Annotated in this window: 19 protein-coding genes; 9 read left to right on the top strand and 10 right to left on the bottom strand. The window is 73.6% G+C overall.

Annotated features, from left to right (window positions below; translation table 11 throughout):
* The first annotated feature begins 200 nt into the window (after positions 1–200).
* Positions 201–1,706 (top strand): peptide MFS transporter, encoded by a 1,506-nt coding sequence (locus ACZ4SV_RS34795; RefSeq protein ID WP_397938039.1) that lies wholly within the window; start codon positions 201–203, stop codon positions 1,704–1,706.
* Positions 1,707–1,846: 140 nt separating this feature from the next.
* Here ACZ4SV_RS34795 and ACZ4SV_RS34790 read toward each other — a convergent pair whose 3' ends face one another.
* Both ACZ4SV_RS34790 and ACZ4SV_RS34785 read right to left on the bottom strand, forming a co-directional pair.
* The gene (locus ACZ4SV_RS34790) at positions 1,847–2,452 is read right to left on the bottom strand and encodes an ATP-binding protein (protein WP_365880612.1); all 606 of its coding nucleotides are present in this window, start codon (positions 2,450–2,452) and stop codon (positions 1,847–1,849) included.
* A gap of 417 nt (positions 2,453–2,869) precedes the next feature.
* A complete protein-coding gene (locus ACZ4SV_RS34785) occupies positions 2,870–3,247 on the bottom strand; it encodes an STAS domain-containing protein (RefSeq protein WP_468010464.1) in 378 nt (125 codons plus the stop codon).
* A gap of 246 nt (positions 3,248–3,493) precedes the next feature.
* Here ACZ4SV_RS34785 and ACZ4SV_RS34780 point away from each other — a divergent pair, with 246 nt between their 5' ends.
* Positions 3,494–4,390, top strand: a complete 897-nt coding sequence (locus tag ACZ4SV_RS34780) for an RNA polymerase sigma factor SigF (protein ID WP_468010600.1) — start codon at positions 3,494–3,496, stop codon at positions 4,388–4,390.
* A 171-nt stretch (positions 4,391–4,561) separates the two neighbouring features.
* Here ACZ4SV_RS34780 and hutI read toward each other — a convergent pair whose 3' ends face one another.
* The 4 genes from hutI to hutU form a co-directional block, all read right to left on the bottom strand.
* On the bottom strand, positions 4,562–5,734 hold the full coding sequence (hutI, locus tag ACZ4SV_RS34775; protein ID WP_365880618.1) for an imidazolonepropionase: 1,173 nt from the start codon (positions 5,732–5,734) through the stop codon (positions 4,562–4,564).
* Positions 5,735–5,754: 20 nt separating this feature from the next.
* A complete protein-coding gene (locus ACZ4SV_RS34770) occupies positions 5,755–7,092 on the bottom strand; it encodes a formimidoylglutamate deiminase (RefSeq protein WP_468010458.1) in 1,338 nt (445 codons plus the stop codon).
* Positions 7,089–8,291: an allantoate amidohydrolase gene (locus ACZ4SV_RS34765; protein ID WP_468010596.1), complete on the bottom strand. Its 1,203-nt coding sequence runs from the start codon at positions 8,289–8,291 to the stop codon at positions 7,089–7,091. Before ACZ4SV_RS34765 ends, ACZ4SV_RS34770 begins: the two co-directional genes overlap by 4 nt.
* Before the next feature lie 74 nt (positions 8,292–8,365).
* Positions 8,366–10,030 carry a urocanate hydratase gene (hutU, locus tag ACZ4SV_RS34760; RefSeq protein WP_365877381.1) on the bottom strand — a complete coding sequence of 555 codons (1,665 nt, stop codon included), beginning with the start codon at positions 10,028–10,030 and terminating at the stop codon, positions 8,366–8,368.
* 553 nt (positions 10,031–10,583) lie between these two features.
* On the opposite strand from hutU, the gene ACZ4SV_RS34755 reads away from it, so the two are divergent.
* Genes ACZ4SV_RS34755 through ACZ4SV_RS34740 form a run of 4 tightly spaced genes read left to right on the top strand, consistent with a single transcriptional unit; the run spans position 10,584 to position 12,675 of the window.
* A complete protein-coding gene (locus ACZ4SV_RS34755; protein ID WP_365877379.1) occupies positions 10,584–10,967 on the top strand; it encodes a hypothetical protein in 384 nt (127 codons plus the stop codon).
* On the top strand, positions 10,964–11,779 hold the full coding sequence (locus ACZ4SV_RS34750) for a transcriptional regulator (protein ID WP_397938025.1): 816 nt from the start codon (positions 10,964–10,966) through the stop codon (positions 11,777–11,779). Before ACZ4SV_RS34755 ends, ACZ4SV_RS34750 begins: the two co-directional genes overlap by 4 nt.
* A gap of 31 nt (positions 11,780–11,810) precedes the next feature.
* Positions 11,811–12,290 (top strand): roadblock/LC7 domain-containing protein, encoded by a 480-nt coding sequence (locus tag ACZ4SV_RS34745; RefSeq protein WP_365877375.1) that lies wholly within the window; start codon positions 11,811–11,813, stop codon positions 12,288–12,290.
* 10 nt (positions 12,291–12,300) lie between these two features.
* Entirely contained in the window at positions 12,301–12,675 is a 375-nt protein-coding gene (locus tag ACZ4SV_RS34740) for a roadblock/LC7 domain-containing protein (protein ID WP_365877373.1), read from the top strand.
* Between the two features lie 7 nt (positions 12,676–12,682).
* On the opposite strand, the gene ACZ4SV_RS34735 is transcribed toward ACZ4SV_RS34740, so the two are convergent.
* Together ACZ4SV_RS34735 and ACZ4SV_RS34730 are read right to left on the bottom strand one after the other, a co-directional pair.
* Positions 12,683–13,270, bottom strand: coding sequence for a hypothetical protein (locus ACZ4SV_RS34735; RefSeq protein ID WP_468010442.1), 588 nt, complete (start codon positions 13,268–13,270; stop codon positions 12,683–12,685).
* A gap of 204 nt (positions 13,271–13,474) precedes the next feature.
* Positions 13,475–14,317, bottom strand: a complete 843-nt coding sequence (locus ACZ4SV_RS34730) for a MurR/RpiR family transcriptional regulator (RefSeq protein ID WP_468010439.1) — start codon at positions 14,315–14,317, stop codon at positions 13,475–13,477.
* 130 nt (positions 14,318–14,447) lie between these two features.
* Between ACZ4SV_RS34730 and ACZ4SV_RS34725 the strand changes: the two genes are divergently transcribed.
* Both ACZ4SV_RS34725 and ACZ4SV_RS34720 read left to right on the top strand, forming a co-directional pair.
* Positions 14,448–15,866: a purine-cytosine permease family protein gene (locus ACZ4SV_RS34725; RefSeq protein ID WP_468010433.1), complete on the top strand. Its 1,419-nt coding sequence runs from the start codon at positions 14,448–14,450 to the stop codon at positions 15,864–15,866.
* A gap of 143 nt (positions 15,867–16,009) precedes the next feature.
* Positions 16,010–16,402 (top strand): hypothetical protein, encoded by a 393-nt coding sequence (locus ACZ4SV_RS34720; protein WP_468010593.1) that lies wholly within the window; start codon positions 16,010–16,012, stop codon positions 16,400–16,402.
* Positions 16,403–16,428: 26 nt separating this feature from the next.
* Here the strand turns inward: ACZ4SV_RS34720 and ACZ4SV_RS34715 are convergent, their stop codons facing one another.
* Positions 16,429–17,190 (bottom strand): SDR family oxidoreductase, encoded by a 762-nt coding sequence (locus ACZ4SV_RS34715; RefSeq protein WP_468010430.1) that lies wholly within the window; start codon positions 17,188–17,190, stop codon positions 16,429–16,431.
* 148 nt (positions 17,191–17,338) lie between these two features.
* Here ACZ4SV_RS34715 and ACZ4SV_RS34710 point away from each other — a divergent pair, with 148 nt between their 5' ends.
* Positions 17,339–18,175, top strand: a complete 837-nt coding sequence (locus ACZ4SV_RS34710; protein WP_468010426.1) for a helix-turn-helix transcriptional regulator — start codon at positions 17,339–17,341, stop codon at positions 18,173–18,175.
* A 283-nt stretch (positions 18,176–18,458) separates the two neighbouring features.
* Here the strand turns inward: ACZ4SV_RS34710 and ACZ4SV_RS34705 are convergent.
* The coding region (locus ACZ4SV_RS34705; RefSeq protein WP_468010422.1) for a hypothetical protein at positions 18,459–19,617 on the bottom strand (1,159 nt) is incomplete at its 5' end.

Below are 19,617 nucleotides of genomic sequence, written 5' to 3'. Positions count from 1 at the left end.
CTTGAAAGGAATGACCTCTGGCCGGGCTCCGGACGCAGCGACGCGTCGCGGGGCGTGGATCCCGGTGGTCGCCGTCCGCCGCTCCGTGATCCGGAACGGACTCCCCCTGGGCGTGGGGGTGGGCGGCCGACTGCCGGTGCCGGCCGCCCCCCACCGGGCGCGCACGCTCTACCGCGCGTCCCGACCAGCAAGGAACGACCATGGCGTCCAGCCTGACGAAGGACTCGGTCCGACCGGGCACCCCCGGTTCCGAGAAGACCTTCTTCGGCCACCCCCGCGGACTGGCCACTCTCTTCATGACCGAGATGTGGGAGCGCTTCTCCTACTACGGCATGAGGGCCCTGCTCCCGCTGTATCTGGTGGCTCCGGGTGGCCTGCACCTCAGCGCGGGCACGGCGAGCGCGATCTACGCGGTGTACCTGTCGCTCGTCTACCTGCTCGCCCTGCCCGGCGGCTGGTTCGCCGACCGTCTGCTCGGCCCCCGCAAGACGGTCGCCGTCGCGGGCGGCGTCATCATGCTGGGCCACCTGTGCCTGGCGCTGCCCGCCGCCGCCAGCTTCTACGTCGGCCTGGTGCTCGTCGCCATCGGTTCGGGTCTGCTGAAGGCCAACATCTCCACGATGGTCGGCCACCTCTACAAGGGTCCGCAGGACCCGCGCCGTGACGGCGGCTTCACGCTCTTCTACATCGGCATCAACCTCGGTGCCTTCGTCGCCCCGCTGGTCATCGGCACCATCGGCGAGAACGTCAACTGGCACCTGGGCTTCGCGCTGGCCGCGCTCGGCATGGCGCTGGGGCTGACCCAGTACCTGCTGGGCGGCCGCCACCTGAACCCGAGGAGCAGCGAGGTCCCGACCCCGCTGTCCGCCGAGGAGAGGGCCGCCACGCTGCGCAAGGGCCTGATCTGGCTGGCCGCCGCCGCGGTCTTCTACGGCGTCGTCGGCGGCACCGGTCACTTCACCCTGAACTGGGCGCTGATCCCGCTCACCCTGATCGGCCTGATCGTGCCGATCATGGTCATCGCCCGGATGCTGCGGGACAAGGACCTCGACACGGCCGAGCGCACGAAGGTGTCGGCGTACATCTGGTTCTTCGTCGCCGCCGCCGTCTTCTGGATGATCTACGACCAGGGCGGTTCGACCCTGTCGCTGTTCGCCGAGAAGAGCGCCGAGAACTCGGTCCTCGGCTGGGACTTCCCGGTCTCCTGGTACCAGTCCGTCAACCCGGTCATGATCATGGCGCTGGCGCCGGTCTTCGCCTGGCTGTGGCTGTGGCTGAACCGGCGCGGCAAGGAGCCGAGCACGATCGTGAAGTTCTCCTCCGGCCTGGTGCTGGTGGGCGCGTCCTTCTTCGTCTTCCTCGCCCCGCTGTCCGTCGCCGAGGGCGGTCACAAGGCCGCCGCGCTGTGGCTGGTCGCGATCTACTTCGTGCAGACCGTCGGCGAGCTGACGCTGTCGCCGGTGGGTCTGTCCGTGACGACGAAGATGGCGCCGAAGAAGTACGCCTCGCAGATGATGGGCGTCTGGTTCCTCGCGGTGACCGCGGGCGACTCCGTGACCGCCCTGCTGTCGAACCCGGCCATAGGCGGTGTCAACCTCGACCGGAAGGGCTTCGTCGCCCTGGAGGCGGTGCTCGCGGTGGTCGCGGGCGCGGCGGTGTGGATGTACCGCAACAAGGTCAAGAAGATGATGGGCGACGTCAACTAGCCGCCGCCCCGGACAGCCGGGAGGGCCGCCGCATCCAGGGGATGCGGCGGCCCTCTTGGCGTTCCAGGGTGCCGTTCGCCCCGCGCGGTCGGGCGGGGGCGGCTGCGGCCGGGCGGAGGCCGCGGTCAGGCGGGGTGCCGTCAGGCGGGGGTGCCCAGTTCCGCCCAGACCGTCTTGCCCGGCGTACCGGTGACGCGCAGGACGCCCCAGTCCAGGCAGAGCCGCTGCACGATGAACATGCCGTGGCCGCCGGGCCGGCCGGCCCGGTGCGGATTGCGCGGGGCCGGCTGGCCGGCGCCGCGGTCGGAGACCTCGATCCGGATCACCTTGTTGTCGCAGGCGAGCCGGAGTTCGTCGGGGCCCTCGGCGTGCAGGCAGGCGTTGGTGACCAGTTCGGAGACCACGAGCAGCACGTCCTCGGCCGCGGCCCGCTGGTCACCGCCCTCGGCGGGCAGCCAGCCCCACGCGTACAGCGCCTGGCGGGTGAAGTCGCGGGCGAGCGGGACGACCCCGCTCTCGCCTTCCAGGCGGAGTCTGCGCACCTGCCGCCCACCGGGCCGCGGGGTGCCGTCGGCCGGGCCGGACGACCCGGACGGCGCGGCCGGGCCCGACGGCGCGGACGCCCCGGACGGCGCGGCTGCCCCCGTGGCCGCGCCGGCGGCCGGCGAGGCTTCCTCGGACGCCCCGGAAGCGCCGCTGGGCTCCGGGCCGCGGTCGCCCGGCGAGTAAGGCCGGGTGGTGCTCATCAGCGCTTCACCTCACCGATTCACCAGTTCAGAATTCAAAAGTCCGTCAACAGTCCGGTCCGTGGTCCGGCATCAGGTCCGGCCGGCACTCCCGCCGCCGGTCCGGCCGGGACCGGGCCGTGGGCACCGGCCGCCCGTCGCACCGACCGGAGTCCGGCCGTCCGTCCGGCGGGCGGGGTCCCGTTCCCGCCCGTCCGCCGGACGCTCGTTCCGTCCAGGTCGTTCGCCGGCGTCCCGCGTCCGTGGTGTCCGCCGGTCCTCGCGAGGTCCGGCGGACGGCGGCCTGCGGGACGCCTCCTGTGTTCTTCTGCCCTCTCCTGCCCGGCCGATCCCAGGGAACACCCCCGTGTTTGGCGTGACACGCGCGACGCCGCGGAGGCCGGTGCCCGGACCGGGCCGGCGGGGAGGGACGGTGGATCAGTCGGCACCGTCGGCCAGGGCCGCCTCCACGGAGTCGTGGAGGGTGAAGACCGCCTCGGCACCGGTGATCTCGAACACGCGCGCGACCACCGGCTGCATTCCGGCCAGGTGGACCCCGCCGCCGGCGGCGTCCGCCTTGAGCCGGGCGCCGAGCAGGACGTTCAGGCCCGTGGAGTCGCAGAACTCCAGGCGTGAGCAGTCCACCACGAGCCGCGAGAAGCCCTTGGCCAGGAGGTCGTCGAGGGGCTCCCGCAGAAGATCGGCGGTGTGGTGATCAAGCTCACCCGCCGGTGTCACAACGGCGCTGGAGCCCTCTTCGCGCACCTCCACCAGAAGCCGGCCCGACTGTGCGCTGCCGACCGTCCCGTGGTCCATGCCGTCTCTCTCTCCCGAGGTCGTGGCTGCTGATGCCCTCGAACATTACGCCTTCCCTGCGCACTTCGACACCCGAACATCCGCGCAGAAACGGACATAGCGGAACAGAAGGCACTTGCGACCCGCTCGGTACAGCGGGTAGGGCTAGTAAGGCACACACTCCTACACGCCGGCTTCGGAGGCGCCGCACACCGCAGTGCACGTACTGGCTTCGGCAGCCGTATGCCGAGAACGATGGAGGACACCATGTCACCCCGGCTCGACGCATCGCCTACCCCGATCGCGACGTCGACACCCCCACCGGCCGAACTGGATCATCCCATCGATCTCCTCGACCCCTGCGCGGGGCTCCCGGAGATCCCCCCTTACGACGAGATCGGCCCGGTGGACGCGCGGGCCCTGTCCAAGACCCTCTTCGGGCGCCTGGAGGCGCTGGAGGAAGGGACGCACGAGCACGCGTACGTCCGCAACACCCTGGTCGAGCTGAACCTCGCGCTGGTCAAGTTCGCCGCCTCCCGCTTCCGCTCCCGCAGCGAGCCGATGGAGGACATCATCCAGGTCGGCACCATCGGCCTGATCAAAGCGATCGACCGCTTCGAGCTGGCCCGCGGCGTGGAGTTCCCCACCTTCGCGATGCCGACCATCATCGGCGAGATCAAGCGGTTCTTCCGGGACACCTCGTGGTCCGTGCGCGTCCCGCGCCGGCTCCAGGAGCTGCGGCTCGACCTCGCCAAGGCGGGCGACGAACTGGCCCAGCAGCTCGACCGCGCCCCCACGCCCGCAGAACTCGCCGAGCGCCTCGGCATCTCCGCCGAGGAGGTCGTCGAGGGCATGGCCGCCTCGAACGCCTACACGGCCTCCTCGCTGGACGCCCAGCCCGTCGAGGACGACTCCGAGGGCGCGCTCGCGGACCGGATCGGCTACGAGGACCACGGGATCGAGGGCATCGAGTACATCGAGTCGCTCAAGCCGATGATCGCCCGGCTCCCGTCCCGGGACCGGAAGATCCTGTCCCTGCGCTTCGTGGCGAACATGACGCAGTCCGAGATCGGCGAGGAACTGGGCATCTCCCAGATGCACGTCTCCCGGCTGCTGTCGCGCACGCTGGTACGGCTGCGCAAGGGACTGACCGTGGAGGAGTGACCTCCGTCCGGTCGTGCGAGCGGTGCACCGAGGTTCGCCGACGACCCCCGACGGCTCGCGGAAAGCGGCCCGGCCGACGCCGGGCCGCTTCGCGTCCCACTCCACCGGTTGACGGGTACCCGGCCTCCGTGGCGCCATGCGGCGCGGCCGGCCCGGGACCCGCGGCGCCGCTCAGGCCACCCGGACCCCGGCGCGCCACACCTGGCCGACCAGGGGCACGCCCGGACGGTAGGCCAGGTGGACGTGGCTCGGGGCGTCGAGCACAAGAAGGTCGGCCCGGGCGCCCGGAGTGAGCCGGCCGATGTCGGTGCGGCGCAGGGCGGCGGCCCCGCCCGCCGTGGCCGACCAGACCGCCTCGTCCGGGGTCATCCGCATGTCGCGGACGGCCAGGGCGATGCAGAACGGCACCGACGAGGTGAACGACGAACCCGGGTTGCAGTCGGTGGACAGGGCGACCGTCACGCCCGCGTCCAGCAGGCGCCGGGCGTCCGGCCACTCGGCGCGGGTGGAGAACTCGGCGCCGGGCAGGAGGGTGGCGACCGTACGGCTGTGCGCCAGGGCGTCCACGTCCGCGTCGGTGAGGTGGGTGCAGTGGTCGGCGCTGGCCGCGTCCAGTTCGACGGCCAGCTGCACACCGGGGCCGTGGGAGAGCTGGTTGGCGTGGATGCGCGGGTGCAGCCCCCTGGCCTGGCCGGCCGTGAGGATGGCGCGGGCCTGGTCGCCGTCGAAGGCGCCCTTCTCGCAGAAGACGTCGATCCAGCGGGCGTGCGGCGCGCAGGCGTCCAGCATCGCGCCGGTGACCAGGGCGACATAGGCCGCTGGGTCGTCGGCGAGGTCGGGGCTGACGATGTGCGCGCCGAGGTAGGTCACCTCCTCGGTGTGCCGCGCGGCCAGGCGCAGGGCGCGGGCCTCGTCCTCGACGGTGAGGCCGTAGCCCGACTTGGTCTCGCACGTGGTCGTGCCCTGGCGCAGGGCCTCGGCGAGGTACCGGGTGAGGTTGGCCTCCAGTTCCGCGTCGCTCGCGGCACGGGTGGCCGCGACCGTGGTGCGGATGCCGCCCGCGGTGTAGGAGCGGCCGGACATGCGGGCGTTGAACTCCTGCGTCCGGTCACCGGCGAAGACCAGGTGGGAGTGGGAGTCCACGAAGCCCGGCAGCACCGCCCGGCCGCCCGCGTCGACCCGGTTGTCGGTGGCGGGTGCTTTGCTTGACTCACCGGTCCACACGACGCGGTCGCCGTCGATGACGACGGCCGCGTCCTGGATCAGACCGAGCGGGGAGTTGTCGCCGAGGGAGGGGTCGTTGGTGACCAGCGTGGCGATGTGCGTGATGGCGGTGCTGCTCATGGTGTCCTCGTGGGTGGTCGTCAGGAGCGGAGGGCCGCGACGGCTCGGGCCAGGGCCCGCGGCACGTCGGGCACGCGCGTGTGCGCACCGTCGCGTACGACGTGCCGGCCGCCCACGACCGTGTGCCGTACGTCGGCCGCCGTCGCCGCGAATACGGCGGTCTCGGCGCCCAGCGCGGGCAGCGGCCCGGCTGTCCTGACCGAGTCCAGGGCGATCGTCGTCAGGTCGGCGAGCGCGCCGGGCGCGAGGGTGCCGGCGTCGTCCCAGCCGAGGGCGGCGTGGCCGTCGGCGGTGGCGGCCCGCAGCAGGGCGGCGGCCGTCCAGTGGCCCCGGGTGCGGGTGCGCAGCCGCTCGTCCAGCTCCATGGCGCGGGCCTCTTCGAGCAGGTCGATGACGGCGTGGCTGTCGGAGCCGAGGGACAGCGGGGAGCCGGCCCGCTGGAGGGCGGCGGCCGGGCCGATGCCGTCGGCCAGGTCCCGTTCGGTGGTCGGGCACATGCAGGTGCCGGTGCCGGAGCCGCCGAGCAGGGCGATGTCCTCGTCGGTGAGGTGGGTGCTGTGCACCGCGGTGGTGCGCGGCCCGAGGACTCCGTGGTCGGCGAGCAGGCGGGTGGGGGTGCGGCCGTGCGCGGCGCGGCAGGCGTCGTTCTCGGCGGTCTGCTCCGACAGGTGCACGTGCAGCGGAGCCCGCCGCTGCCGGGCCCAGCCGGCCACGGTGCCCAGCTGCGCCGCGGGCACGGCCCGCACGGAGTGGACGGCCGCCCCGATCCTCGCGTGCTCCCGCTCCTTGAGGGCCGCGCAGCGTTCGGCCCAGGCGTCCGCGCTGCCGTCGGAGAAGCGCAGCTGGTGGGCGTCCGGCGGTTCGCCGAAGCCGGCGGAGAGATAGCAGGTGTCGAGGAGGGTGATCCGGATGCCGGCCTCGGCGGCGGCCGCGATCAGCGCCTCGCCCATGGCGTTGGGGTCGGCGTAGGGGGTGCCGCCGGGCGCGTGGTGCACGTAGTGGAACTCGCCGACACAGGTGATCCCGGCGAGGGCCATCTCGGCGTACACCGCGCGGGCCAGGGCGTGGTAGGTCTCCGGGGTCAGCCGGTCGGCGACGGAGTACATCACCTCGCGCCAGGTCCAGAAGGTGCCGCTGCCGACCTGGACGGTGCCGCGCAGCGCCCGGTGGAAGGCGTGGCTGTGGGCGTTGGCGAGCCCCGGCAGGGTCAGTCCGCGCAGCACCTCGGCGCCGGGCGGCGGGGCGGGCACCGCGGTGCGGACGGCGCCGATCCGGCCGTCCGCGACCTCGACCACGACGCCCGGCTCGACGTGCGTGCCGAGCCAGGCGTGTTCCAGCCAGTAGGTTGCGTGGGTCACCGGCAGGCCAGTCCTTCCAGTACGTCGGCGAGTGCGCGCACCCCGGCCACGCAGTCGTCCTCGGCGGCGGACTCGGCCGGGGAGTGCGAGACACCGGTGGGGTTGCGCACGAACAGCATGGCGGTCGGGACGCTCCCGGAGAGGATCCCGGCGTCGTGTCCGGCCCCGGTGCCGAGGACGGGCACCTTCAGGCCGGTGGCCGCGCCGAGGATCCGGCCGAGTTCGTCGCGCAGCGCGTGGTCGAACTCCACGACGGGCGTGAAGGACTCCCGTACGACGTCCAGGCCGACGCCGTGGGCGTCGGCGTAGGCGCGCGCGGCCTTCTCCACGCCGCCCACGACCGTGTCCAGGGTCTCCTGGTCGGCGGCGCGGGAGTCGAGCCAGCCGCGCACCAGCGAGGGGATCGCGTTGACGCCGTTCGGCTCGACGGAGATCTTGCCGAAGGTGGCGACGGCACCGGCGCGCTCGGCCTCGCGGCGGGCGGCGAGCACGGTCTCGGCGTACGGCGGCATCGGGTCGCGCCGGTCCACGAGGCGGGTGGTGCCGGCGTGGTTGGCCTCGCCCCGGAAGTCGAACCGCCAGCGCCCGTGCGGCCAGATGGCGCTGGCGACGCCCACCCGGTCGCCGGACAGGTCGAGCGCGCGGCCCTGTTCGACGTGCAGCTCGACGAAGGCGCCGATCCGGGCCAGCCGCTCGGGGTCGGGTCCGATGACCTCCGGGTCGTAGCCGGCGGCCTCCATGGCGCGGGGCAGGGTGATCCCGTCGCCGTCGGTGAGCCGGTGGGCCTGTTCGGCGGTCAGCCGTCCGGCGGTGAGCCGGGAGCCGGCGCAGGCCAGCCCGAACCGGGCCCCTTCCTCGTCGCCGAAGTTGACGACGGCGAACGGCTTCGCGAACCGCGCTCCCCTGCCGCGCAGTTCGTCCAGCGCGGCGAAGGAGGAGACGACGCCGAGGGGCCCGTCGAAGGCGCCCCCGTCGGGCACGGAGTCCAGGTGCGAGCCGGTGACCACGGCGTCCCCGGCGGCGGGGTCGCCGAGCCAGGCCCACTGGTTGCCGTTGCGGTCCACCTCGTACGTCAGTCCGCGCCGCTCGGCCTGCTCCCGGAACCACGCCCGGCACTCGGCGTCGGCCCCGGTCCAGGCGTAGCGCCGGTAGCCGCCGGAGCCGGGGTGCCGGCCGATGGGCAGCAGTTCGCGCCACATCTCCTGGAAGGAGGGCACGCGGGGGGCGGCGGACCCGGCCGGGAGGCCGCCGCCGGGTCCGGTCTGTTCCGGGTTCACGCGTCGTCACCCTCGCGCATGGGCACCCGGACGCCGCGCTCCTCGGCCACCGACTCCGCGCTGTCGTACCCGGCGTCCACGTGCCGGATGACGCCCATGCCGGGGTCGTTGGTGAGGACCCGGCGGATCTTCTCGCCGGCCAGCTTCGTGCCGTCGGCCACGGTCACCTGGCCGGCGTGGATGGACCGGCCCATGCCCACCCCGCCGCCGTGGTGGAGGGAGACCCAGGACGCGCCCGAGGCCACGTTGACCATGGCGTTCAGCAGCGGCCAGTCGGCGATCGCGTCGGACCCGTCGCGCATGGCCTCGGTCTCGCGGTACGGCGAGGCGACGGACCCGCAGTCCAGGTGGTCGCGTCCGATGGCCAGCGGTGCGGCCAGCTCGCCGCTCGCCACCATGTCGTTGAACCGCTCGCCGGCCTTGTCCCGCTCGCCGTAGCCGAGCCAGCAGATGCGCGCGGGCAGGCCCTGGAAGTGGACCCGCTCGCCGGCCAGCCTGATCCAGCGGGCCAGGGACTCGTTCTCCGGGAACAGCTCCAGGATCGCCTTGTCGGTCTTGGCGATGTCGGCCGGGTCGCCGGAGAGCGCCGCCCAGCGGAAGGGGCCCTTGCCCTCGCAGAAGAGCGGGCGGATGTAGGCGGGGACGAAGCCCGGGAAGGCGAACGCGCGGTCGTACCCGGCGAGCCGGGCCTCGCCGCGGATGGAGTTGCCGTAGTCGAAGACCTCGGCACCGGCGTCCAGGAAGCCGACCATGGCCTCCACGTGCCGCGCCATGGACTCGCGCGCGCGGGTGGTGAAGCCGGCCGGGTCCTTCGCGGCCTCGTCGGCCATGTCCTCGAAGGCGACGCCCACCGGGAGGTAGGACAGCGGGTCGTGGGCGGAGGTCTGGTCGGTGACGATGTCGATGGGGGCGTTCATCGCGAGGAGCTGCGGGACCAGTTCGGCCGCGTTGCCGAGGACGCCGATGGACAGCGGGCGGCGGGCGTCGCGGGCCTCCACCGCCAGGCGCAGGGCGTGCTCCAGGCTGTCGGCCCGGACGTCGAGGTACCGGTGCTCGATGCGCCGCTCGATGGCGCGCGGGTCGCAGTCGACGCAGAGGGCGACGCCGTCGTTCATGGTGACGGCGAGGGGCTGGGCGCCGCCCATGCCGCCGAGGCCGGCGGTGAGCGTGATGGTGCCGGCGAGGGTGCCGCCGAACTTCTTCGCGGCGACGGCGGCGAAGGTCTCGTAGGTGCCCTGGAGGATGCCCTGGGTGCCGATGTAGATCCAGGAGCCGGCGGTCATCTGGCCGTACATGGTCAGGCCGAGGGCCTCCAGGCGGCGGAACTCCTCCCAGGTGGCCCAGTCGCCGACCAGGTTGGAGTTGGCGATGAGGACGCGCGGGGCCCACTCGTGGGTCTGCATCACGCCGACCGGGCGGCCGGACTGGACGAGCATGGTCTCGTCCTGCTTGAGGGTCCGCAGGGTACGGACCATCGCGTCGAAGGAGCGCCAGTCGCGGGCGGCCTTGCCGGTGCCGCCGTAGACGACCAGCTTGTCGGGGTGCTCGGCGACCTCGGGGTCGAGGTTGTTCTGCAGCATGCGCAGGGCGGCCTCCTGCTGCCATCCCAGGGTGCTGAGTTCCGTGCCGCGCGGTGCTCGTACGGGGCGGGGTCCCGACATCGTCTGCCTCCTTGTGCCTACGTCTATTCACATCCTGTCGACCTGAATAGAGCTAGTCAATACATCCACCGGCCCTGTCGGCGCCCGCGCCGGCGGCGGGGACGCGGCGGATCGCCGCGTACGACGCGGGCGGGTGGCCGAATACGGCGGCGTGTGTACGGCTGCGCGCCGGACGGGGGCGGGGGTGCCACCCTGGCGGACGTACGGCAGGCGGGCGCGGAGGCGTCGCTCTGGCGGTCCTGCGGTGGGCGCCGGGTCTCGCTGAGGGGGTGACTCCTTGCCGACGGGGTGGCCGGATTCGGAGGGGCGTGCGCGTCCGCGCTCACCACCCTCGGCGCGCCCGGGCGCCGTTGACGCGCCCCGGGCGCCTGTCGGCCCAATGGACCGGGCGGCCGGGCGGGACAGCTCAACGCCCCGGACGCACAGGCCAGTTGACCCACACTAGTACGACGGACGCATGTTCCACCGGAAAATGCCAAAGGCCTCACCCGTCGCGCACACGATGCGTAGTGTCGGCGTCACTCAGCCGGAGTCCGGCGGGAGGGGAGCCACGGTGCCCGGAATCGACGAGTGCTTACTGGAAGCGATGCGACTGCCCGGTGCCCGGGGGGCCGCGCTGGTGGACTGGACGAGCGGACTGGCCCTCGGCGCGGTCGGGGAGGCGCCCGGCGGCGACCACGAGACGACCGCCGCCGAGGCCGCCGAACTGGCCCGGATGGCCGCCGAGCACGGCACCTTCGCGGCGGCGGGCGAGGAGTCGCCACCCGTGGAGGACGTGATCATCAGCAACGGCGACAGCTACCACCTGCTGCGTTTCGTGGACACGTCCTTCGACAGCAGCGTGTTCCTGCATCTGTGGCTCGGCCGTGAGGAGGGCAACCTCGCGCTCGCCCGGATCCGGCTCGGCGAGATGGCCGCCCGCCTGGTGCTGGGATGACCATGGTCAGGACTCCTCCCCCGGCCCTGCCGGTGCGGGACAAGCGGGCCCCGCGCGCCCTGTCCCCGATGCTGACCCGGCTCGCCGAGGAGCGGGCCACCGGCGTCCTGGTCCGCGAACACGGCGCCCTGCACCTCGCCGGGGGCCGGGTGGTGCACGCCGAGAGCCCGCTCGCCCCGGGCCTCGGCGTGCTCCTCACGGCCCACGGCACCCTCGCGGCCGCCGCCTGGCAGCGCGCCGCCGCCCGGTCCCCGACCCCGGCGCACACGGCCGGCCTCCTGCTGGGCTCCGGGGTGCTGCCCACCGGCGCGCTGGAGCTGTGCCACCTGGACGCGCTGTACGACGCCGGGTACTTCGCGCTGGCGCCGAGCAGCACCCCGGGCCGGTTCCGCTACGAGCCCGGGCCCCCGCCCGGCCCGCTGCCCTCGGTGCCGGTCGTCGCGCTGGAACGCGAGACGCTGCGCCGCCGGCTGCTGCTGCACCGGCTGTGGCCCGACCCGGCCGCCGACAGCGCCCCGCTGACCCGCGCCGACCCGGCCGTCCCCGGCCGGGGCCCCGCCGCGCCGGTCACCGCACGGCAGCGCGCCGTCCTGGACCGCGTGGACGGCGTCCGCACCGCCGCCGACATCGCCCGGGACCTGGGCCGGCCGGCCTTCCACACCCTGGTCGACGTCCGCCGGCTCACCGCGGCCGGCCGGATCGCGCCCGCGGCCCCCGCCCCGGCCGCGCCCGTCCCACCGCCCCGCCCGGTCACCACCGACCCCGACATCGCGCTGCTGAAGAGGCTCAGGGATGCGCTGGAGGCCCTTTGAACGGCACCGCCCCGCCGAGAGGAGACATCTGATGGTGGCCGAAGAGGATCTGCGCGCCGTCCTGGCGGAGCTGCACCGGCTGCGCACCCGGGTGCCGCAGCTCACCGGCGCCCTCGCGGCCGGCGTCGACGGCCTCGTCGTCGCCCATGACACGCCCGGCGTCGACCCGGACGGCCTGGCCGCGCTCACCGCCGCCGCGCTCGGCGTCGCGGTCCGGGTCAGCGACACGACCGGACACGGCGGCTTCCGGGAGCTGCTGGTGCGCGGCGAGCGCGGTTACGTCGCCACCTACGCGGCCGGCCGCACCGCCGTCCTCACCCTGCTCGCCCAGGACCGGGTCAACGTCGGCCGGCTGCACCTGGAGGGCCGCCGGGCCGGCGCCCGTATCGGGGAGCTGCTGGACGCCGCCGAGGCCGTGCGCCCGCTCCCCCGGACCGCACCCGTACGCCCCGCCGGCCACCGCGCGCCCCGTGCCGCGGCCGGCGGGGCGCCCACCGCAACCGATAGCTGAGAGGACCACCATGACCAACACCGAGACCGCGCTGAAGGACGCCCTCACCTCCATAGAGGGCGCCACCGGCGTCGCGCTGGTCGACTACACCAGCGGGATGGCGCTGGGCACGCTGGGCGGCGGCAAGGACTTCGACCTGACCGTGGCCGCCGCCGGCAACACCGACGTCATCCGCGCCAAGATGCGCACGATGGAACACCTGGGCCTCAAGAGCGAGATCGAGGACATCCTGATCACGCTGTCGGACCAGTACCACCTGATCCGGCTGCTCAAGGGCCGCGGCGGCAACGGCCTGTTCCTCTACCTGGTCCTGGACGGGGCCCGGGCCAACCTGGCGATGGCCCGGCACCAGCTCAAGCGGATCGAAGAGGACCTGGAGGTCTGACCGGACCTCAGACCAGTGCCGCGGTACGGCGGCGGGCCCCGCCCGGGGCCGCGTCGCCGGCCGCGATGCCCGTACCCCGCAGGCCCTTCACGGCCTTGCCCGCCGGACGTCCGCCGCGCCGGTCGAGCCAGTCGACCCGCACCCACAGCAGCGTCTCGGCGGACCGCTCCAGCCGTCCGATCCAGGCGGCCTTCAGCCACAGCCCGGCGCCGAGCCCGGCCAGCAGCAGACCGCCGGCCACGGGCACCGCGAAGGCGGAGCCGAGCGCGAGCGCCCAGCCCATCAGCAGCCACCAGCGGTGGCCCCGGCGCCAGACGCGCGCGGTCACCGCGCGGTCCTGCAACACGTCGTACTTGCCCGCGCGGGCCGTCCCGCGGGCCAGGCCGGTGTACCGGCCGCGCCGGGCCAGCGTCACCGCCGCCGCGCCGGCCAGGAACAGCGCCGCCCCGGCCAGCACGCCGATCCGGCGCCCGGTCAGTCCCTGCGGTACGGCACCGATCCCGGCGGCGGCGACCCCGAGCCACCACAGCGGTGCGGCCCCCGCCCGTACGACGACGGCCACCCGCGCCAGTCCCTGTCCTCCTCCGCGCGCCACGTCTGCCTCCCGTGTCACGTGTCCACACAGCGCTCGCGTTCTTCCGGGAAAGCTAATAGCAGAACGTGAGACGAGTCTGAGAGAGGCCGGTCCGCAAAAAACGGGTCCGGGAGAGGGCGGTCCGCGGAAGGCGGGTCCGGGAGAGGCCGGTGCGCTAACGGCCGGTCCGGGAACGGCGGGTCCGGGAGAGGACGGGCGGCGGGCTCACTCCACGAACAGGCCGCGCGCCGCCGCCCTGGCGTCGAACTCCTCCAGCCGGGCCTGGGCGTCCGGCAGGCCGTCGCAGAGCGCCTCCAGCAGCACCCGGCCGAGCAGCATCGGCGCGCACGCGGTGTCGAAGGCGAGCCCGGTGCCGACGGCGGCGGGCAGCAGCAGGTCGGAGTACTTGGCGACCGGCGCGAACGCCGAGTCGGCGACCGTGACCACGGTCAGGCCGGCGTCCTTGGCGTAGGCGAGGCTGTCCACGACCTCGCGCGGATGCCGGGGCAGCGCGAAGCACAGCAGGGCGGTGGCGCCCGCGCGGACGGCGGCGTCCACCCGGTCCTGGATCATCGTGCCGCCCTCGTTGAGCAGCCGGACGTCCGGGTGCACCTTGGCGGCGAAGTAGGCGAAGCCGTACGCCTGGGAGGCGGCGGCGCGCAGGCCGAGCACCGGCAGCGGGCGGGAGGCGGCGAGGACCCGGCCGGCCCGCTGCACCGGGCGCGGGTCGGCGAGCAGCTCGGCCAGGTGGCGCAGGTTCTCGATCTCGGCCTCGACCGCCTGCTGGTACTCGTTGTAGGCGCCGGCGCCGGCGGCCGGTCCGGCCGGGACGACCTCGCGCAGGTGCTTGCGCAGGGCGGGGTAGCCGTCGAAGCCGAGGGCGACCGCGAACCGGGTCACCGACGGCTGGCTGACCCCGGCCAGTTCGGCCAGCTCCACGCTGGACAGGAAGGGCACGTCGGCGGCCCGGCGCACCATGCTGTGCGCGATGCGGCGCTGGGTCGGCGTGAGCCGGTGGCCCTCGAAGAGCGCCTGCAGCCGGCCGGCCGGGCTGTCGCTCCCGCTCATGGCGTACTCCCCCTCCGGATGTCCTCGACGCCCCGGGAGAGTACAGCGCCGGGGCATTGACAAACACCACCCGTCTATTCAGACAGTGTGTCGCTGCATACAGTTATACAGCCCAGTGTGGGGAGAACGCATGGCACAGCTCGTGGAACTGCGCTCCATCGACGTCGTTCCGGACGAGGAACGGCACGGTACGGCGTTCAGCCAGTTCACGTTGTGGCTGGGAGCGAACCTCCAGATCACGGCCGTCGTCACGGGCGCCCTGGCCGTCGTCTTCGGCGGGGACGTGGTGGGGTCGGCGGCCGGTCTGCTGCTCGGCAACCTGCTCGGCGGCGCGGTGATGGCGCTGCACTCCGCCCAGGGCCCGCGCCTCGGCCTGCCGCAGATGATCCAGTCCCGGGCCCAGTTCGGGGTGCGCGGGGCGGTCGTACCGCTGCTGCTGGTCATCGTGATGTACGTCGGCTTCTTCGCGTCCGGCAGTGTGCTCGCCGGGCAGGCGGTGGGCGAGCTGACGCACACCGGCGACACCACCGGGATCATCGTCTTCGCGGCCGTCACGGCGGTCATGGCGACCGCCGGCTACCGGGTCATCCACGCCCTGGGCAAGGTGGCGGGCACGGTCTGCGCACTCGCCTTCGGCTATCTCGCCGTACGGCTCCTGGACCGCGCCGACGTCTCCGCGCTGGTGCACGACGCGCACTTCTCGCTGCCGCTGTTCCTGCTCGCGGTGTCGCTGTCGGCGTCCTGGCAACTGGCGTTCGGGCCGTACGTGGCGGACTACTCGCGCTATCTGCCGCGCACGACGTCCACGAAGGCGACCTTCTGGTGGACCCTGTCCGGCTCGGCGCTCGGCGCGCAGTTCTCGATGACCTTCGGGGTGCTGGTCGCGGCCACGGCGGGCAAGGAGTTCCTGGACAGCCAGGTCGGCTATGTGGTCGGTCTCGGCGGCACCGGTCTGGTGGCCTCCTTCTTCTACTTCGTCATCGCGCTCGGCAAGCTGACCGTCAACGTCCTGAACACCTACGGCGGCTTCATGTCGCTGGTGACGAGCGTGAGCGGCTTCCGCGGGCAGCGGCGGCTGTCCCGGGCGGGCCGGGCCGCCTACATCGGGCTGGTGATGGCGGCCGGCACCGCGGTGGCGCTGCTGGGCAAGGACAGCTTCCTGTCCTCCTTCAAGGACTTCCTGCTGTTCCTGCTGACGTTCTTCACACCCTGGTCGGCGATCAACCTGGCCGACTACTACCTGGTCGCCAAGGAGCGCTACGACCTCGCGGCCCTCGCCGACCCGCACGGCCGCTACGGCGCCTGGCGCTGGGACGCGCTCGCCGTGTACGCGGCCGGTCTGCTGGCCCAGCTGCCGTTCCTGGCCACCGGCTTCTACACCGGCCCGCTGGTGGGCCCGCTGGGCGGCGCGGACGTCTCCTGGATCGTCGGCCTGACCGTGCCGGCGCTGCTGTACTGGCTGCTCGCCCGCCGCCGTCCGGTGGCGGTCCCGACCGCGGATGCGGGGGCTGGCCCCAGTGCGGACGAGCCCGCCGGCTTCCTACGCTGACCGTCATGGACACCACCGACCCGCGCGACACGGGCCCGGGGAAGGCCCCGGACCTCCGGAAGGACCCCGGCCCCCGGGAGGACCCGGGCCGCCGGGAGGACCCGGACTTCCGGGAGGACCCCGGCCCCGGCGCGGACCCCGGTCTGCGCGGGGACCTCCACGCGACCGTGCGGGCCCGCGCGGAACTGGGCGAGGAGTACGACTCCGCCCTGGTGGACTCCTTTCTGGAGAGGGTCGGCGAGCGGATCGACGACACCGTGGACCGCCGGGTACGCCGGCAGCTGGCCGAACAGCGGCTGGCCGAGGTGCGCGGGACCCGGCGGCCCGGACCGGCCGACTCCTGGGCCGAGCGGTACGGCTTCGCGCTGATCACGCTGGTGCTGGCGATCCCGCTGTCCGCGATCGCCGGCGCCCTCGCCCACCTGCCCGGCATCCTGGTCGCCTGGGCCGGCCTCGTCGGGGTCAACGCGGTGCAGGCCGTACGGCTCAGCCCGGAACTCCTGGCCGGCCGGGGCCGCCGCGCGCCCGGGGAGTGACCGGGGAGTGACCGGTCCTCCGCCGGTCACGCCTGCCGGGTCGGCAGCACCATGATCTGGCGGAGGTTGACGTGCCGGGGGCGGCTGGCGGCGTAGGCGACGACATCGGCCACCTCCGCCGCCGCGAGCCCGCCGATCTCCCGGAACATGCCGTCCAGTTGCCCGGACAGCCCGGCGTCGGTGACGTGCCGCGCCAGCTCGGTCTCCGTCAGCCCCGGCTCGATGTTGGTGACCCGGACGTCCCGCGGGCCCAGCTCGCCGCGCAGGGACTGCGACAGATGGGTGACGGCCGCCTTGGTCGCCCCGTACACCGCGTAGTTCGGGAAGGACAGGTGGGCGCTGATGGAGGAGATGTGCACCAGGTCGGCGGCGCGGCCCCCGGCCGCGGCGGCGAGCAGGTCGGCGGTGAAGGCGCGCAGGGTCCGCAGCACTCCGGCCACGTTGGTGTCCAGCATCCGCAGCCACTCCCCGGACCGGCCCTCCTCGATGGGGCCGGGCAGCATGACGCCGGCGTTGCCGACGACGAGGTCGACGGGCCCGAACGCCTCGTGGATCCGGTCCCGGGCGGCGTCGACGGACGCGTCGGCGGTGACGTCGGCGGCCACGGCCAGCGCTTGGCCGCCGGCCGCCCGGATCTCGTCGGCCAGCGCGTCGAGCCGGTCGGTGCGGCGGGCGAGCAGCGCCACCCGGGCGCCCTCGGCGGCCAGCAGGCGGGCGACGGCCTCGCCGATGCCGCTGGCGGCCCCGGTGACGACGGCGGTACGGCCGGACAGGCTCTCGTACGGCATGGGTGCTCCCTCTCGGACTGCCGGCCGGGGCGGTCCCCGGCGGGTCGGGACCACTCTGGCCGCGCCCGGCCGCCGTACCCAGGGATGCGCTTTTCCTGGGTCTGGCAGTACCAGGACGCGCGGGCGGCGGTCCCCTACGATCGGGCGCATGGACGGGGACTGGACCGAAGCAGAGGTGGGCGGCTTCCTGCGCTCGCGCCGCGCCCGCATCCGGCCCGAGGAGGTCGGGCTGCCCGCGCACGGGCGGCGCCGGGTGCCGGGTCTGCGCCGCGAGGAGGTGGCCCAGCTCGCCGGGATGAGCGTCGACTACTACATCCGGCTGGAACAGGGCCGGGGTCCGAGCGTCAGCGACGCCGTGCTGGACGCGATCGCGCGGGTGCTGCGGCTGGACGAGACCGAGCACACGTACCTGCGCACGGTGGCGCGGCCCCGCCGGCGGCGGAAGGAGCCGGCCGGCCCGTCCCGGGTCCGCCCCGGCCTCCAGGCCCTGCTCGACGGCATGGAGCGCAGCCCGGCCTTCGTGCTGGACCGCCGCATGGACGTGCTGGCCTGGAACGCGCTCGGCGACGCGGTCAACGGCTTCAGCCGGATGACACCGCGGGAGCGGAACATGCCCCGGCAGGTCTTCCTCGGCCCGACCGCCCGCGAGGTGTTCCCCGAGTGGGCCGCGGTGGCCGCCCAGACGGTGGCCCAGCTCCGGCTGAGCGCCGGCCGGTACGCCGACGACCCCGTCCTGTGCGCACTGGTCGGCGAACTCTCGCTGAAGAGCGACGACTTCCGCCGGCTGTGGGCGGACCACGAGGTCCGCGAGTGCGCCTACGGCGTGAAGAGGATCCAGCACCCGGTCGCGGGCCTGCTGGCCCTGCCGTACGAGACCCTGACGGTGCCGTCGGACCCGGAGCAGACGCTCGTGGTCTACACACCGGAACCCGGTTCCGAGACGGCGGAACGGCTGGCGCTGCTGGGGAGCTGGACGACGGTCTAGGAGCCCTCGCCGGGCCGTCGTACGCGCCCGGCGCGGGAAAGGCTTGCGCGGGGACCGCCGCACCCCCGTTGCCGGGGGGCGGGACGACGGCGGTCCCCGCGAGGGACGCGGGCCGGGTCAGGGCCGGGCTGGCGCGTCCGTGGCGTCCATGGAGGTCCGGGAGCCGCTCCGGAGTTCCTTGGCGCCGTTCGGGTGCCGGCCTGGGCGGGAAGCCTTCCCCTGCGCGAAGCCTGGGAGGCGCTTCCGTCGCCTTGCCGACACCCCTTACTGTGCCGGACGCGTGTTAAGCGGGTGCTGCGCGCACATGACGCGCTCGTACCACTTCCCCAAACCCCGCCCCCCACCGGAGCCGGCCGGCCACTCGGCACCGCCCTCGGCGCGGACCGAGAGCCGCATGCCAGGTCGTCAGGGCCTCTTCGAGGCGTCCCACCTGAAGCTGACGCTCGGCGAGAAGCGCCCGCATGCGCACGTTCCCCCGGCGATAGACGGAGAACCGGACCCGGTTGCTTTCCTGTAGGGCTTCGATGGAGCCGTTCACGTCGCCCAGCTCGTACCGCACCTGCGCGATGTGGTAGTTCAGCGCGGCGGGATCGTAGGACCCGAGGGGCTTTCCCCGGCTTTCGGCCCGGTCCATAGCGGCCTCGGCTTCCCGGATGTACCGGAGGGCCGCCGTACGGTCGCCTTGCTGCGCGGCGGCATGTGCCTGTTGTCCGGTCAGGAAGGCAAGCATGCGCGGGCCGGCCTTCGGCGAGGCGGCGGCAGCGGAGTCGGCCAGACGCCATGCGTCCGGTCCGTGCCCGAGGTCGACGGCTTGAACGCTCATCCCTCGGAGCGTGGTGCAGTACGTCAGATGGTCGTCGGCGGCACCCGCGAGTTCGAGTGCCTTCAGGTAGTAGCTCTGCGCCAGGCCGTGAAGACCCTCGTCCACGGCCATGTATCCGGTGAGGTAGCAGAGGTCGGAAGCAGCCGACAGCATGGCCTTCCGCACGTTCTCGGGCGCGTCCGCCCGAAGGCAGGGCGCAACGGTGTTCACGAGAAACGACGCGGCCATAGGGCGCGCGGTGCGGCCCCCGAACTGGTCGTCCAGCTCGGACACCTTCTCGGTCATCTGAACCACCATGTCGACTTCGCCGAAGCCGATACGCAGCCCCTTGCCCTTCTTCACGGCCTCCGCCCGCCCCACGACGTCCGGCCACCCCGGGATCGTGAGCGCAACGGAGTACAGACCGGCCCCGAGAACGCTTCGGCGGGACGGATCCATCTCAGCCCTTCCGAGATCCACCAACCCTTCAACGCTCCGCGGTAGGGGGCTTTCTTCGTTCCGCGGAGCGTTTACACGTGCCCGCAGGCTAGGCAGTCTCGTTTGGATCATCGGGCGGACCAGAGGAAGATGCCCGCGATGTGAAGTCCGGCCAGGTAGATGGTGGCGGTCTTCTCGTAGC

This window comes from Streptomyces sp. NPDC027672, from assembly GCF_055566335.1.
The sequence above is the reverse complement of the archived record's forward strand: the minus strand, read 5'-3'. Positions and strand labels throughout refer to the sequence as shown.